Below are 17,053 nucleotides of genomic sequence, written 5' to 3'. Positions count from 1 at the left end.
TTGAAAATGAAAGATATTACCCAAGATTTTGGTAAACTTTACCACCCTACATCCGCATTAGTTTTCTTCCAAACCAATGAAAGAATTAAAGAAACTTATGTGGAATACTTTGATATGGATAAAAATGGGAATCCTATCAACGCACACCCTTTGACAGAGAAAGAAGCAAAAACATTGGTAAAAGCACTTAACACAAAAACCCAAAAAGAAAAAAATAAAGATTTTCTAAAACCGAAAGGAATTTTACCCACAAATATTCTTCAAATCAATCCTAGTGAAAATGGTTCAGTTTTATGGTTTACTAAATCAAGGAAACAACAACTCTATTTTACTGAAAATCTAGAAATTTCAAACGGAAGGGCAGAGGTACCTGCAATGTTATGGTTTGCTAATAAAAGAAGTCTTAAGATTTTTGCACTTTCAAGTAATCAAAGACCAACAGAAAAAACACCGCTTTTTTATGCACCGTTTTTCAATGTGTATGAAAATGGAAATGTTTGTATGGGAACGGTAGATGTTCATATTCAAAACTCTACTTCTTTAGAAGAATATATAAAAAATTGGGAAAATTATTTTTTTAATTCTTATTTCAGCCATTTGATGAATGAACACAATCCAGTAAAAGGGAATTGTGTAAACCTGTGGAAAAGCCTTATTAATGTTGATAAACCATTTCCAAAAGAAACTTTAAAAAAAGCAAACAGAACTTTAAAAAGTCTAATATAATGAACTCAGAAATAAATAAAAATAGAGAAATCAAAGCCAAAGTCCATTTTACGGATAATGCTTTAATCAATCCAACAAATCCCGTTACAGTTAATTTAATTGGAGCTGGTGGAACAGGTTCGCAGGTTTTAACTGCATTAGCAAGAATGAATCACGCTTTAACGAAACTGAACCACGCTGGTTTATCTGTGAGATTATGGGATGATGATGTGATTACAGAAGCGAATTTAGGCAGACAATTATTCGCAGAAAGTGAATTGGAATTATACAAGTCTGTTGCATTAATCAATCGTGTAAACAGATTTTTCGGAACGAATTGGAAAGCTGAAACTCAAAAATTTGAAAAAGATGATTTAGGGGAGTTAAAAAGCAATATGAAATCAGAAATTTATATTTCTTGTGTGGATAGTGTAAAATCTCGTTTTGACATTGCAGAAATTTTAAATGAATTGAAGATTGATGAAGGATATTACAGAAATCAATGCAAATATTGGATTGATTTTGGTAACAGTCAATTTACAGGACAGGTTTTGCTCTCTACCATCGGAAATATCAAACAACCCAACTCTGAGAAATATGAAACGGTGGAGAATTTGCCTTTTATTACTGATGAATTTGGAGGAATTTTAAAAATTTCAGAAGCGGAAGATAATACTCCAAGTTGTAGTTTAGCGGAAGCATTAGAAAAACAAGATTTATACATTAATTCTAGTCTAGCACAAATGGGGAGTTCTTTGCTTTGGAGTTTATTCCGTAATGGATTGACTGAAAACAGAGGTTTTTTTCTTAATCTGAAAAATTTTCATTCAAAACCTATCAACTTGTAGTTTTTGTCACCTTATGAAAAATTGGGTGGCAAAAATGCAATTCCTCACTTCGGCCGGAAACGCATTTTTGCAGAAAAAGGAGCAACCACATGTCAAAAACATTCCTTTCTGTTGCGATTTAAAGTTTTTGAAAAGAGGTTGTGGTGTTTTTGTTGATAAATTTTTAGTTAAAAATTAATTCCAATTTACTTTCAAGTCCTTAAATTCTAGACTTGATTTTGTATCTTCAAATAAGTTTCTTATAGGCTGTGAAGTTTCTTTGAATCTAAAAAGTTTTATAAAAAGGGGTTCGTTTTCTATATTCTTAAAAGAAAAAGTTAATTTAATAGGAGTATTCAATGCCAATTCAGGATATGGTCTGCTGGATTTGTAAATATCAATTTCATATTCTTTTCCTTCAATGTCAACAATAGAAATATCCTCAATTGTCATTTTTTTGTTCTCGTCTTTTGCTTCTACAAGAAAGATAATAGCAATAGTTTTTTCGGCTTTATTTCCAATTACTTTTGTTATTTTAAATGTAGAGTTATCTTTCTCTGTTTCTGAAATTGGTTTATTAATTTCAACTATTTTTTTCAGGTATTCATTTTCTGAAGTCAAAATTTTATTTGTTGATTGAAGGACTTCGTTTTCTTTTTTTAGATTTTCGCAATTAGTTTGGCTTAATCCTAATGATGTAATTGAGATTGCTGATAATATTAATAATTTTTTCATTTTTGTTTATTGTTACATGTTCTAGTTTAATGTATTAATTAGATACTCAAATATAAAATTAAATTTTACTGAAATTTTGAAAAATCACTAAATTTAAAAGCTAAATCAATTATAATAAGTCTAAAATCTTATACATATTAATGAAGACAAAGTATAAATGAGATTAAAACATTTGGCTGCTTATTCATTTCAAAAATATGAATTATTTAACGTCGAAAAATGTGAATGCAAATATTTTTAGGGAAAATTCTGTTTTTATTTATAAAAAAAGAAAAAACCACGCCCAAAAGCGTGGTTAAATTTTTATACCTCTTATCATATTTTCGAACGAAAACAAGGGAGGTTGAATATTCGGTGAGTTTTCAAACGAAAATAGGGGAGATTAAATATTCAGAGACAAGCTGATATTAGTTGACATTTATAATTTTTTATACCATATTTTTTTATTCAAAGAGGTAACTAAATCTTTAATGAAAATTTCTTGTTTGTTTTGATTTTTTTTTATTTTTAAAAAACTAAGAATAGTATTTAGAAAGAATCCAGATTCTTCGGGAATAAAATCTTTATAGTTAGTTTGTTGATATTCTACATCGAAATTTTTAAAAAATTTAATTAAAAAATCTAAAATATCATCCCCATCCAATCCAATATCTGAAAGAGATGTATTCAAATTTAATTTATCTTTTTCTAAATTAAATTCTTTAGCCAAGTAATCTATTATAAGACTATAATTTTTATTTTCCATTAATTATATTATTATAAATCTTTTGTGTATTGTAAAGTGTCATTCCAACATCATATGTTAAAATGCCCCAACCTATTGGTCCTGCCATTCTTCCAACAAACCTTCCAAAAACTTTTGTATACCTTAATGATCCACTTCTAAAGTGAGTAGGTAATCTTTTAGGCATCTCCCAAGGCATTAATTTTGACCCATATTTTGAGGCAAATGATGTTCCTGTTGATGCACCTTCCATTTGGAATGGCTTACTCAATAAACCTTGATTGTCTAAAGCTGCAGCTAGAGATAAAATATCTTTAATTCCAAACTGTTCAGCAGTTTGATCTAATAAAATTGCACCATATAATTCTCCTTTACTATTATAGGTTTTACCATTATACTTATAAGGAGGTTCTCCACCATCTTTAGAATTTTTATCCTGACTCCCACTTAATGGTTTATCTATTTTATGCATAGCACTGTTAAGTCCAGCTACTATACCCCCAGTTACTGCTCCCTGCCAGAAATTTCCTCCACTTAATTCTGCACCAATACCACCTGAAATAGCTCCAAAAGTAACCATTCCCATTGTGCTTTGAGCAAACTTATCCAATCCAACACCTTTCATTGTAGCTCCCCACAATTCTCCTCCCAAATGTCCTAAAAATCCCGCAGCTGCTCCACTCCAAAAATCACCGCCCTGCACTACAGATAAAACACCTTGTGCAACTCCGTGAGCCATTCCTTGGACTAAAAATTTAGCATTTCCAACTGCCTTGACGATAGAACCGACTTGAAACAAGTCTCCAATACCAAAAGTAACCGCTCCAGAAACCGCTCCAAAAAACATAGATTTCAATGCTCCTCCAATAGTCCATTTTTGTCCAGAGATTGCTACTCCTATTGAATAAGAGGCTAGTCCAACAGCTGCACCAATGATTACAGCCTTCCAAAATAGCACCCCAAGTCCAAGAAATACAAAGAACTCTCCGTTTGGATCATTGTACATCAATGGATTGTTCATAACATACCCATACTTATTGTAGTTTTGGGTATTATTAGGGTCTTGTATGTTTTCGTCTGCATTTAAGAATCTCCTTAATAAAGGGTCATACAATCTACCATTCATATGAATGATTTCCACATCTTTCAGATGTTCGTGAGAGGTGTAACCTCTGTCTAATAGCCACTCTGTGTTTTTGATGGTGTTTCTATCGGTAATGGTGGCGTTACTCCCACTTTTAAGATGGGTAATATTACCCCACGCATCAAAGTGTCTTTGTTCAAGTTTATTACCAACTTCATCACTAATAGCCAATATACTACCTAAATAATCTTTGTGTAAAAATACAAATTTCGCCTGCGCTTCTTGGAAGTTTTTCAAATATACAATATTACTTTCATATGGCGTACCACCTATGTAGAGAATGTGCTTTTCTTTACCAGTTTGTGTATCTCGTATAATTTCTGTGTCACCAGATTCGTTATAGTATTTAATGTACCTTGCTCCAGAGTTGCTGGTAAAATTGTTGCCATAGTACATTACCTGTCTGCTTTCTGACAAGCCATAATCAAAAGCATAATCTCCTTTTACGCCGTCTATCTTTATTGGGTCATTATTCTCATTATACGTAATGCTTTGTATTAGTGTACTGGTGGGTGTCCCTTGGTTATCATAATTGGCAATACCATTTGCATTAAGTGTCATCCCCGAAGGTCTATAAATACTTTGGCTATTGCTGTACTGTATGTCTCCGACTTGATCATTGTGAAGAATTCTTCCTTTAGAATCATAGATGTTAATAGATTGTTGCCCTGTTCTAGGATTTGTCCAGTTAATTAATCTGTTATTATCATCATAAGTAAAATACTCGGTAATGCTAAAATCTCCTCCAGTTGTTCTACTGTTCAGTTCATTCTTAATCGCATTAAAAGAATAAGAAATGCTGAGTATATTTGGTTTAATAGTAGAAGAATGGTTGATACTGCTTAAGAAATTATTAGCATCATAAACATTGGTAATGTTGGTTGCTCCTAACTTTTCTGTAAGAGTTTGTCCTCTTGCATTGGTGGTTTGCAGCTCCCAAAGAACAGCACCATTAGTTTTATTTTTAACCTGATATAGAGCTCCACTCCAAGAATCATAAGCATGTTCTATGTTGGTATCGGTAGTCACTCCAGAAGAAGTTAATCCTTTGGTGTAAGAGGTAACCCTACCATAGGTATCATAAATTACATTGTTTTTATAAAAAGATTTACTATCTGTAGTATTATTCTCTATGCTGGCAGTAGGTCTTCCGTAGGTATCATACGTTATAGATGAGTTGAAAGATTTACCTAAAGAAGTACCAGATTTACTTGTAATTTGACCTTTAGCGTTATAGGAATAAGTAATAGTTTTATTGGTAAGGATTACACCATTTTTAGAAAGGTATTCCGTTTGGGTATCTAGTTGTCCTTTGTTGTTATAAGAATATTGCTTATATCCTGTAGATGGGCTGGTTTCTTTGGTGAGTTTACCAAAGCCATCATTATACTCATAGGTGTATTTACCATTTGATGGGTCAAAAAATTCTGTTTTCCTGCCCCAAGCATCATAAGTATTGGTTACAACATTGGTGTCGTATTTAGCTTCTGTATTTTCTCCTGCAGCATTATATTTGAAATTAATAACGCCTCCCTTATCTTCGGTAGAAATAATATAACCCACAGCATCTGCTGTTTGTTTTTTAAATTTTCCAGTAGCATTGGTTTCTGTTACGGTTGCCGTTCTACCACTGTAGGTAGTTTCTACTATTTTACCTGTAAAAGAAGTTGCTTTTTTAGGTCTAGAATAATCATCATACTCTACAGTATTCCATTTAGACGCTCCTGAACCTTCAAAATAAGGTTCACTATCTTTTATTTTTCTACCTATAGCATCATACTGACTTTCAACAGAGATAAAAGAACCTGCTGTTTTGAATGCTTTGGTAGATGTTTTATAGGTTTGACCTAATTTATTGGTATAGGTAATTTTTTGTTCCCCAGTAGTAGCTGTTTTAGTTACTTTTGCATCTCCATTGCTAAGTTTTTCGTAAGCATAAGTTGCTGTAGCAGAAAGATTGGTTTTGGAGGTTAATGTTTTCCCCCAATTATCATAGGTATTGGTAAGAACAACGCCAAAAGGATCGGTCTGGGTGAGAACTTGTCCCCAATCATTATAAGTGATATTGGTAATCAATCCTAGATTGTCTTTCTTGCTGATTACAAATCTACCCAAAGTGTCAAAAGTAGCTTCTTCGGTAATGGTATTGGTATCTACATTATTAGAAGTTACTTTTTTGGTTATATTTCCAAAACCAGTAGCATTTCCAGCATCATAGGTATAAGTTTCTAATAACCAACCCGAATTGTCTCTGTTCCACGTTTTAAGTGTTTCTAATAGATTGTTACTATTATATGTGTATTCTTGTTTAGCCGACTTAGTGTCACTGGTAGGGTGGTAATATGCCGTCTCTGTTTTGGAGCTAGGTCTGCCTATGTAATAATCTTTTCCTATACCCGTAAAATTATGAATATAAGCTAAATCGGTGGTTGAGATAGAGTAATTATTATTAACATTGGTAATTGTTTGTGTTGGTAAGTAGTAGTTACCATAAGTCATAGAGGTAACTGAAGTAACGTCTTTTAAAAAATCTTTTGTTGTAGAAGTTTTAGGAAGAATTACTTTTACGCCATTTGCTAAAGTGCTAATATCATATGTGGTTAATTTTACAGATAATAGACTCGTGTTATTTATGTCAATGTTAGCAGGGAATACTTTGGTAACATCATTGGTTTTGATAGACCATTCTTTGATAGGCAATCCTTCATTTAGAGGATCTATTTCAGTTCCTGACCACACTATGGTATTTTCAAAACCAGTTGCATACCAAGAAGAACGTGCTGTTTGACGGAAGCCAATAACTCCTCTTCCTTGTAGATGAGCGGTAAAACCTTTGTACAAGAAAGATTGAAATCTATAAGTATTAGTTCCATAATTGGTTGCGAGGACTTGACCTAAGCCAGTTACTACAAATTTTTCAGGTATAGAACTTTCTAGGTAAGGATAGGTAAGAGTATTGGTTACAGGAATAAAACTTGATGTAGAATAAGCAATTTCTGTTTTTAAATCTCCTTGATTTATCCCTATGATTTTATTACTTTGAATATCAGATTTATGGTCATATGCCCAGAATTGACTTGGAGATGAAGATTGAGACTTACCATATATTAAGAATCTTGTATTGTATTGTCTATATATAAAATTACCTAAAACTTCTTGAAAAATATAATTACCCGCATTACCATTACTAATGGTCTCTTTTGGAGTAAATAATATTTTTCCATTGTCATAACCGCTTGCTTCATCTACTCTCAAGCTATAATTGGTAGGTTTATTAATTTTATAATAAGTTGAAAAATTGACAATATCTGTTTTACCATCATTATTAATATCAACCGCTTTTGCTATACTATAGTTTCTATAATCAGAGCCAGTAATATTGTATGTTGAATAAAATTGATTAAAGTATTCTGACGCAATAAAACCATTTCCTTTACTTAAATTAATTATATAATGACCTCCTACCGAAGTTTTAGCAAATAAATCTGACTTGCCGTCTCCATTAAAATCACCAACTTGTAAGTCACTATCACTTCCCTCAAACAGGTAATTTGCAATCGAAGAAAATGAATAATTTCCATAAGAATCCTTTACAATATTGTAATTTGTTATATTATTTATGGGAACCTGGTCTGTATAAGTAACATCATTACAAACATCTTGTTGACCATAATAATCATATTGGCACTCATTAACGATATAACTATATGGAGTTTTAGAACTTGTAGTAGAAACACTACCAATGTCAACAATTCCATCTCCATTAAAATCACCATATACAGCATCCTTTAATACATCTTTACTGGAGCTGGAATACATTTGTGTATATGGAAAGCTACTGTCTTGCTTAATTAAAATATAATAATAGGAGTTATAGTCGTAATACTGACAGTCGCCTCCTGGTGCTATTCTTTGGGTTATAGATTCATTGCTTTTAAGTTTTTGTTTACTTTTTGCAGTTTTATATAATTGAAGTCCACTACCTCCATCATTACAAACTGTTTCTGTTGTTGTATTTTGTTTTAATAATAATAATTCTGGAACACCATCTGCTTCTACGTCATATTCATATAATTTACCAATGCTTGTAAAAGTATCAGACATATAAGAACCATCATTCATATGATTTGTTTCATCATATTCTGCTTTCGTAATTACTTTGGTGGATATTAATTGTAAAGCATTTTGGGGATTTACTAGATCACTTTGTGATGAAATCTTCTTCGATAAATCTATTGCATAATAATAAATCGTAATGTTTTTAGTCGTAGGATCTATCTTATAATATGCAAATCCTTTGTTATTAAGAAGTTTATTTTGCGTATCTTTTATGGTAATAACGGTTGCATCTTTGAAAATATCAGTTGTTCCCAAATAATAAGTTCCACCCATCTGTACATAATAACCAGCAGCGCTATAGTTTACAGAAGTACCACAGCTACCGCAGCCTGGTTGGTAAACGGTTGTAGTACCACTACTATAATAACAAACTCCTGGAGCAGGGCTATAACAGGTTATCTGCTTAGAATATGCATAAACAATATTATCAATTGCTCCATTTCCATCAAAATCACCAGACAACTTAACATCATCAAAGTTAAAAGCATTATTATTTCCTAGTGTAGAAGTGCTTTTATCTTTCTGCTGTTCAAAAATTACAGGATTTGCTGCTTCATTTGCGGCATTATATTCGGTAATTTTATTTACAAACTGATATTGATTACCATTAGGATCTTTCGTATATTCAATGAGATACTTTTTAAATTGCGAGCCATTTGCATTTACTACGACATTAGACAGAATTTTATCCTGGATAAAGCTTACTCCATTTACATAAGATTGTTCTTTTAAATCTCTTGTTGCATAGTTGAAAATAATCTGATTAAAATGAGCTTTGCTAATAGTTTCATTTCCTCCCCATTGAATACTGCTTATTACTGCAACATTATTAGCTTGGGTGTAGTTATAAGTAATGTAATTGCCTTGTGCATCTTTCCATTTTACAATATTGTATTCAATAGGTGTTCTTGCACTACTTGTTCCTGTAGTGGTAGCACCATACCAAGCTTGCGAACCATCTTCAAAAGTAACTTCCCAATATTCAGGGCCTTGCCAAACTTGCCCAGAAATTGCGCCTAATGATTTTATCTTTATGTTAGAATATTTCTCAGTTACATATTCTGCACCATTACCTCCATTTGTTCCACTACCAGATTTTAGAATTAATCTTTGCCCGTTGAAACTATAAAAGTCAGAATTGTTAAGTTGAATTCCTCTTACTTCACCATCTTTTTCAATAGTTTTGCTCATTCTGGTGATACTTGTGATTCCAGAAATATTCCAACCATATCCAGCAATTCCGTTTCCTGTACCACTTGTATAGCCAAGATTTACTTGTGGAGCAACACTTTTCACCCCTGGAGGTAAAGCAATAGGTAAAGTATATTGAAGTTGACCACCTCCATTTACCTCTATGCTTCCTGTGGTATCGTGAAAATTAGTTTGAGCTATTAGAAAATTATAAATTCCTAAGAGCAATAGTAGATATAATTTTTTCATATGACTTTTCTAGTTCTTGGTTATTGTTCTATTGTAAACGCTTCCATCTGATAAATAGAATCTCAAATAATAAACACCATATGGATAATTATTCATATTAAAAACATAAGAATTTCCCTTTTGTGATATGATATCAATACTCTCCATAATTTGGAATGAGTTATAGGCTAAAAGATCAATCTTAACGATATAGTCTTTAATATCTTTTTCCCAAATTATATTAAGAGAAGTTTTTACCGGAACTGGAGCTGCTTGTATTTTATTTGCTACTTGGTCGGCTAGTGTAGGAGTAGAAGTGCTCTCTGTATTACTTACCATTCTGCCTGTGCCAGAAGTGGTACCTCTATAGATTTGGTTGCCTGCATCGTCATAATTAAAAATAACTTGTGACCTAAAGTATCCTGTAAACAGAAATACTAAAAAAAAAGAAAATAAGATTGTTTTTTTCATTTTGTTTTTATATAAATTATGATAGTATTAAGTAATTTGAAGGGTTCTTTCAAGAAAAAATAATGTAATTGTAGGGTAGCGTATTTCGAAGTCACGAAAGAAAAAATAAATCTTCGCAAACTAGACTTGTAATCTTGATTGATTTTTAATTAGCTGAATTACGATAAGTTATTAATACATGTTGATTTCGAATTGTGATGTTATTTAAAATAAATTTTTGATTAACAAATATCAATTGGTTTTTGATAAGACACAAACAAAGACAGCCAAAATTGATAAATATCGACCATTATTAAATAACTTTTATAAATATGAGTTTCTGTAATTTTATTCATAATCAAGTGATAGTGCTATTTTCTTATATAACATTAATATTTTATAAATTTGTACGTTAATTAGAATTATGAAGAAAATTTATTTATTTCTGTATATTATTTATCCTGTTTTATTTATTTCTCAAAGTATAAACGGATTTAAAATTCCAGATTCTTTAAAAAATAAAAACATAAATTATATTGAAAATGCATATAATCAGGTCTTTCAAATTGACAATGAAAAAGCCGAATTTTATGCTAATATTATTTTGCATAAAGGAAAAATTGAAAATGAGAAGAATTTAATTTATGATGGTTACTACAATATTGCACGAATAAAAAATTTGAAAGGTGAAAACGGACATCCTTATGCAGATTCCTTAATAGCATTAGTGAAAAATAAAATTTATAAAGATTATCCATCTAAAGCTTATATTATTAAAGGAATTTTATATAATAATGAGGGAAACTATAAAAGTGCTTTAGAACAATATGCAATAGCCTTAAAATTGAACCAAAATGAAAACCAAGAACAATTTTATTACATAAAAAAATTAATTGCCATCTTAAAAACAGCAACAGAAGAATACAAAGAAGCATTACCTCTTTTCATTGAATATTATTTATACGAAAAAAATAAGATAAATTCAAATAATAAAAATGAAAAAGACTATCTCTCTTCTATTTTTTCGTTATCCAATATTTATGCTAAATGTAAAAACTATCAAAAAAGTAATGAATTTGCAGATTTAGGAATAAAAGAATGTAAAAAATATAAAAACTATTCCAATTATTATTACTTGATAATGCTTAAGGGAATCAACTATTTTTATTTAAAAAAATTATCTTTATCTCTAGGATATTTGGAATCAGTTGAAGCTTCATTAAGAAAAAACAAGGACTATACAAATCTTGGAATTTTATATTATTTTATTGGGAGAGTAAAGTATGAATCTCATATGGAAAAAGAGGCAATAACATATTTTATTAAATCAGATTCAATTTCTTTTGCAAATAAGAATTTCGAACCAATTAAGAGAGATGGTTACGAAATCATAATTGATTATTACAAGAAAAAAGGAGATTTGAATAATCAATTAAAATTTATTGACAAATTAATTTATAGTGATAGTATAATTGCTGAAACTCAAAAAAATCTTTCCAAAGAAATATTTAAAAAGTATGATACTCCTTTACTAATAAAAGAAAAGGAGGGACTAATTAAAAATTTGAATAGCAAGAATTCAATTTTCTCTTGGTTGATTATTTTTTTATTGATAACTTCTGCACTATTCATTTACATCATAAAAAAATATAGACAAAAAATAAAAACCTATAAGAAGCAAGCAAAACTTTTATTGGAAAAAAATGAAAATAGGAAAAGTTCCTCTAAAGAAAATGAAAATATTCTCTCAAACACTAATAAGCAAGATGATGTAGATAACAAAAAAAGTATATCTTCTAATCCGAAATTTCAACTTATTATCAATAAAATAGAGTTGTTTGAAAAAAATAAAGATTTTTTAAGAAAAAATATCACATTAGATACACTGTCTAAAGAGTTAGACACCAATAGAGATTACCTTTCAAAGTTAATTAATGAATTAAAAGGAAAAAACTTTTCACAATACATAAATGAGCTTAGAATTAACTATATAATTTCTGAACTTAAATCAAATGAAAAAATAAGAAAATATACAATTGCTGCGATTTCTGAAGATATTGGTTTCAATAATTCTGAATCTTTCACTAATGCTTTTAAAAAAATAACTGGAACTCTACCCTCTTATTTTATAAAACTTTTAAATGAAGAAAATAAAACGTTAAATAACTAACTTTTTGTATTCCATTTTACATGTCGAAATTGATAAATTTCGACATGTAAATATTTACAATCACATACTTATAGCTTTCCTTTGTAGCCTCAATTTAAAACGATATAAAATGAAAAAGGAGAAAACAACAGAAAAAAAATTATCATTAAACAAACTTCAAATCACTAAAATAAAAACAGGATTGAATTCTATTAAAGGAGGTAGTGAAGGAGGAGGAACTGGAGCTACAGGAGACAATGATACAATTAAAGATAAAACAGACAATACAACTACTACGAAAGATGTGTTAACGCTAACTAATTAAATCTAATTGTTATTAATATTTAATCAGTAATTTTGAAAATTACTGATTTTTTATTTTATGAAAAAAATACTCATAATATTATTTGCCTTAATTTTTACAGGAATTTTTTGTCAAAAGATTCCTGTAAAACAACCTAGTTCATATAAATTTGAAGATTTAGATCCGTTAATGAATTACATTAGTTATGAAATTCAAAAAAAGTATGCTGAAAAAAACAAGGCGGTTAAATATGACAATCTTTTTAGGTTAAATATTATTAATAAAAATTATGATAAAGCTTTGTCTCAAATAGATTCTGTTAGAAGTGTTTATATGAAAAGCAACCCTAGTATAGCACAGGCGATGGGAAGTCAATATGAAATATACATTAAAACTTTATATAATATAAACAGTAAGAAAAATTTTGAAGATAGTTACAAAGTTGAATTTTTAAAAAAATACGAAAGTTTATCCATTAAATCAAGAATATTACTTCCTAGATATTTTAATGTAGATATTGAAAAAACCAAAAAAGATATTATATCTTCAATAAAAAATGATTTAGAAAACAAGGATAGTGTTGATATAAAAAAAGCTCTATTACTATGTAGAAACTATACCTCATTTATGGTTTCTAATAGTTCTTTTAATTACGCTAATAAATATCTAAAAGAATTGGATTTCTTAAATTATGATATAAAAGATAGTATTTTGATAAATAATAAAGTAAGTGTAAGGGTAGTTTTAAACAAAAAGATTAGATATCCTGAAGCTACTATTTTAGTGAATACAATATACCCAAGTTTAGATGATATAAATGACCAAAAAGAAATGGCGAGTTATGGGTATAACTCAATTTATGTATATCCTAGAGGTAAATATAATAGTTCAGGCAAAGTTCAACCTTTTGAACATGAAGCAGAAGACCTAAATAACGTTATTGATTGGATTGTAAAACAGCCATGGAGTAATGGAAAAGTTGGTATGTACGGAGGCAGTTATTTAGGATTTAGTCAATGGGCAGCAACCAAAAAAATTCATCCAGCTCTTAAAACGATAATTCCACAGGCCTCAGTAGGAATTGGGACAATGGATTTTCCTATGAATAACAACATATTTTCATCTTATTCTCTTCGTTGGCTAAACTATGTTACTAATAATAAAATGCTTGACTCTAGCTTTAACGATGAAGATAAGTGGAATTCTATATATAAAAAATGGTATGAGAGTGGAGAAGCATTTAATAAATTAGATTCTATTACAGGTAAAAAGAATGAAATATTTCAGCATTGGTTAGAACATCCATCATTTGATCATTATTGGAAAAAATTGGCTCCATATAAAAAAGAATTTCATAAAATAAATATTCCTATTTTGACTATTACAGGATATTATGATTCTGACCAATTAGGTGCACTATATTATTACAAAAATCACTTAAAATACAAAAAAAACGCAAATCATTATGTTATAATTGGACCATATGATCATTCTGGCGCTCAAGGATATATTAAGAATGAATTAAAAGGTTATATAATTGATTCAATAGCAAATATTGATATACAAAAAATTAGCTTTGAGTGGTTTGATTACATTTTAAAAAACAAGAAAAAGCCATTATTTCTTAAGGATAAAATCAATTATCAAGTAATGGGTACAAATGAATGGAAAAGTACAAATAGTATTAATAATTTTGAAAAGAAAACGTTGAAATTTTATATTCAATCCTCAAATGAACTTACTCTAGAAAAGAGGCAAAAAAAAGATTTTTCATCAGTTATCATTGATTTTAAAAACCGTTCCGATGGTGATGAACTGATCAAACAGACAAATAATGTACTAGATACTATAATTCACAAGTCAGATGCAATTACTTTTTCATCAAAAACATTTGAAAAGCCAGTTGAATTTACAGGAAATTTCGAAGGAAATCTAAAATTTTCAGTAAATAAAAAAGATGTTGATTTATATATGAAAGTGTATGAGCAAAACAAAGAAGGTAAATATTTTTTATTATCTACCTACTATGGAAGGGCGAGTTATGCCAAAAATCCTGAGAAAAGAAAATTACTTCGTGAAAATAAAGAAACAGTTATGGCTCTCACAAACAACGAATTTGTTAGTAAAAAATTAGAGAAAGGAAGTAAAATAGTTTTGGTTTTGGGAATAGTTAAAAGTCCATTTATGCAAATAAATTATGGAACAGGAAAAGATGTTAGTGAAGAGACAATAAAAGATGCAGAGGAACCATTAGAGATAAAATTTTACAATAATAGTTTTATAAAAATCCCAATTTCAAAAAATTAATGTCACGCTTTCCTTTTCAATTTTTTGACAATTATATTGTCAGAACACCAATATTACCTTACAAAAAATTTGAAACTATTTTTTCAAGCAAAAAAATAAACCATGAAGAACTAGAAGTTTTCGCAGACAGTCTGTTCAGAGAAGCCATTTATTTAGCTTCTCTTTCTTTGTATAATGAGACTAAGAGTAAAATTAGTGAAAAGTCTAAAATCTCGCTTTTAAAATATTACAATAGAGCTAGTACACGTTATACCCCATTTGGATTATTTGCTGGAGTAAGCTTAAGTAAATTTGATAAAAAAGATCATTTTCCTAAATCGTTTTCAGAGAATGAAAGATTGAGAGATACCAAGCTAGATATGCATTTTTTGGTTGAACTATCAAAGCATCTTAATTCAGTACCTCATATTAAAAATAACATTTTATACTTTCCCAATAATAGCATTTATAAAATTGGGAAAAATAAAATCCGTTTTGTAGAATATGAAAATAAAGAGGGAAAAAGAGATTACATAATTTCTTCTGCTCCTCTTTCTGAAGAGTTAGAACAAATATTACTTGTTTCTAAAGAAGGTAAAACAATTGATGAGCTGTCATCAGTACTTACTAATGAAGAGATATCTTTAGAAGAAGCTAGAGAATTTATCAATGAACTCATAGAAAATCAGGTTTTGGTAAGTGAACTAGAACCAAATGTAGCAGGAAATAATTTTTTAGATTCAATCATTTCAATTTTAGAAAGAATTGGAGCTAACGAAGAAAGAGACCTTTTGGTTGCCATAAAAATTAAAATGCAGCAGCTCGATTTAAATTTTGGAAATTCAGAAAACATGTATGCTGAAATTGAAGAACTTATTAATAATCTCAATTTAGAATATGATAAAAAGTATCTCTTTCAGACGGATTTATATTATGATAGCAAAATAAAATTATCATATGAATGGAAAAGACAACTAAAAAAGGGGATTTCATTTTTAAATAAGATTACTATCTTAAATAGAGAAACTGTTTTAGAAAAATTTAAAGAAGCATTTTACGAAAGATTTGAAAATGAAGAGGTTTCCCTTTCCTATGCTTTAGATTCTGAAATTGGGATAGACTATTTACAAAATATTCCAACAAAAGGAGTTCATCCGTATTTAGAAGATATAGTCTTAGCTTCTTCTAAACAAAAAAAAGAACTTCAAATAAAATTGAATCCAATTCATATTGTTTTGAATCAAAAATTACAAAATGCCAATTGGAATAATGATTATGTCATAAAATTATCAGAAGATGATTTTAATGATTTTGAAGAAAATTGGAATGATTTGTCGTATACTTTATCGTTAATTGGAGAAATAGTTTTTGATAATCAACAAGAAAAATTATACATTAACAATATTAGTGGAAATGCAGGAAGGTTACTTGGAAGATTTTGTTCAGAAAAGTCAACAATAAAAGATTTTGTAATACAAATTTCGGATAAAGAACAAGAATTAAATCCAGAAAAAATTTTAGCTGAAATCATACATCTTCCAGAATCAAGAATTGGAAACGTGATAAGGAGACCTCAATTACGAAATTATGAAATTCCCTATTTAGCTAATTCTACTTTAGAGAAAGAAAATCAAATATCAGTAGATGATTTGTATCTTTCAATAAAGAATGATAAGTTATTTTTAAGATCAAAAAAACACAATAAAGAAGTTATTCCTCATTTGACTAATGCTCACAACTATTCTAATAACTCTTTGCCTATTTACCATTTTTTGTGTGACTATAGTAATCAAAAAATTAGAGCAAGTTTGTTTTTTGATTGGGGTGGATTATCTCAAATTTATGATTTCTTGCCAAGAGTTGAATATGAAAATATAATCCTTTCAAAAGCTCAATGGAAAATTAATTCGGAGCAAATTAAAATTTTTAATTCAATTATTCTATCTGAAAATATAGAACACTTGTTTCAAAAAATTGAAGCGTGGAGAAAATTAAAACAAATTCCACAATGGATTCAATGGGTAAAAGGAGATAATACTTTGGTAGTTAATTTACAAAACTTCGATTTAGTTCAAATGTTTTTTTCATCCGTTAAAAATGAAAAAGAAATTATTATTGAAGAGTTTTTATGTAATGATAAGTCTGATTATGTTCATCAATTCGTGTTTTCACTCTATAAAGATTTATAAAC

At 29.3% G+C, this 17,053-nt stretch carries 10 protein-coding genes; 6 read left to right on the top strand and 4 right to left on the bottom strand.

The annotated features are described in order from the left end of the window. Positions 1-6 precede the first annotated feature (6 nt). Positions 7-726 (top strand): PRTRC system protein B, encoded by a 720-nt coding sequence (locus N7277_RS11720; RefSeq protein WP_274779714.1) that lies wholly within the window; start codon positions 7-9, stop codon positions 724-726. Beyond that, on the top strand, positions 726-1,553 hold the full coding sequence (locus N7277_RS11715) for a PRTRC system ThiF family protein (protein WP_274779713.1): 828 nt from the start codon (positions 726-728) through the stop codon (positions 1,551-1,553). Before N7277_RS11720 ends, N7277_RS11715 begins: the two co-directional genes overlap by 1 nt. A 174-nt stretch (positions 1,554-1,727) precedes the next feature. Here the strand turns inward: N7277_RS11715 and N7277_RS11710 are convergent, their stop codons facing one another. From N7277_RS11710 to N7277_RS11695, 4 genes are all read right to left on the bottom strand, one after another. Then, positions 1,728-2,267 (bottom strand): transposase, encoded by a 540-nt coding sequence (locus N7277_RS11710; RefSeq protein ID WP_274779712.1) that lies wholly within the window; start codon positions 2,265-2,267, stop codon positions 1,728-1,730. A 418-nt stretch (positions 2,268-2,685) separates the two neighbouring features. Further along, the gene (locus N7277_RS11705) at positions 2,686-3,012 is read right to left on the bottom strand and encodes a DUF1493 family protein (RefSeq protein ID WP_274779711.1); all 327 of its coding nucleotides are present in this window, start codon (positions 3,010-3,012) and stop codon (positions 2,686-2,688) included. Beyond that, complete coding sequence (locus N7277_RS11700) at positions 3,002-9,694, bottom strand: RHS repeat-associated core domain-containing protein (RefSeq protein WP_274779710.1); 6,693 nt, start codon at positions 9,692-9,694, stop codon at positions 3,002-3,004. The genes N7277_RS11705 and N7277_RS11700 overlap by 11 nt, the downstream gene beginning before the upstream one ends. A gap of 9 nt (positions 9,695-9,703) precedes the next feature. Then, the gene (locus N7277_RS11695; protein ID WP_274779709.1) at positions 9,704-10,012 is read right to left on the bottom strand and encodes a hypothetical protein; all 309 of its coding nucleotides are present in this window, start codon (positions 10,010-10,012) and stop codon (positions 9,704-9,706) included. Positions 10,013-10,547: 535 nt separating this feature from the next. On the opposite strand from N7277_RS11695, the gene N7277_RS11690 reads away from it, so the two are divergent. The 4 genes from N7277_RS11690 to N7277_RS11675 all read left to right on the top strand — a co-directional run bounded on the left by N7277_RS11690 (position 10,548) and on the right by N7277_RS11675 (position 17,051). Then, entirely contained in the window at positions 10,548-12,293 is a 1,746-nt protein-coding gene (locus N7277_RS11690; protein WP_274779708.1) for a helix-turn-helix domain-containing protein, read from the top strand. 109 nt (positions 12,294-12,402) lie between these two features. Beyond that, a complete protein-coding gene (locus tag N7277_RS11685; RefSeq protein ID WP_274779707.1) occupies positions 12,403-12,597 on the top strand; it encodes a hypothetical protein in 195 nt (64 codons plus the stop codon). 57 nt (positions 12,598-12,654) lie between these two features. After that, the gene (locus N7277_RS11680) at positions 12,655-14,883 is read left to right on the top strand and encodes a CocE/NonD family hydrolase (RefSeq protein ID WP_274779706.1); all 2,229 of its coding nucleotides are present in this window, start codon (positions 12,655-12,657) and stop codon (positions 14,881-14,883) included. Beyond that, a complete protein-coding gene (locus N7277_RS11675; protein ID WP_274779705.1) occupies positions 14,883-17,051 on the top strand; it encodes a lantibiotic dehydratase family protein in 2,169 nt (722 codons plus the stop codon). The genes N7277_RS11680 and N7277_RS11675 overlap by 1 nt, the downstream gene beginning before the upstream one ends. Positions 17,052-17,053 lie beyond the last annotated feature (2 nt).

It is taken from the genome of Cloacibacterium sp. TD35, assembly GCF_028864635.1.
Taxonomy (GTDB): domain Bacteria; phylum Bacteroidota; class Bacteroidia; order Flavobacteriales; family Weeksellaceae; genus Cloacibacterium.
This window is presented reverse-complemented; position numbering and strand designations above follow the sequence as displayed.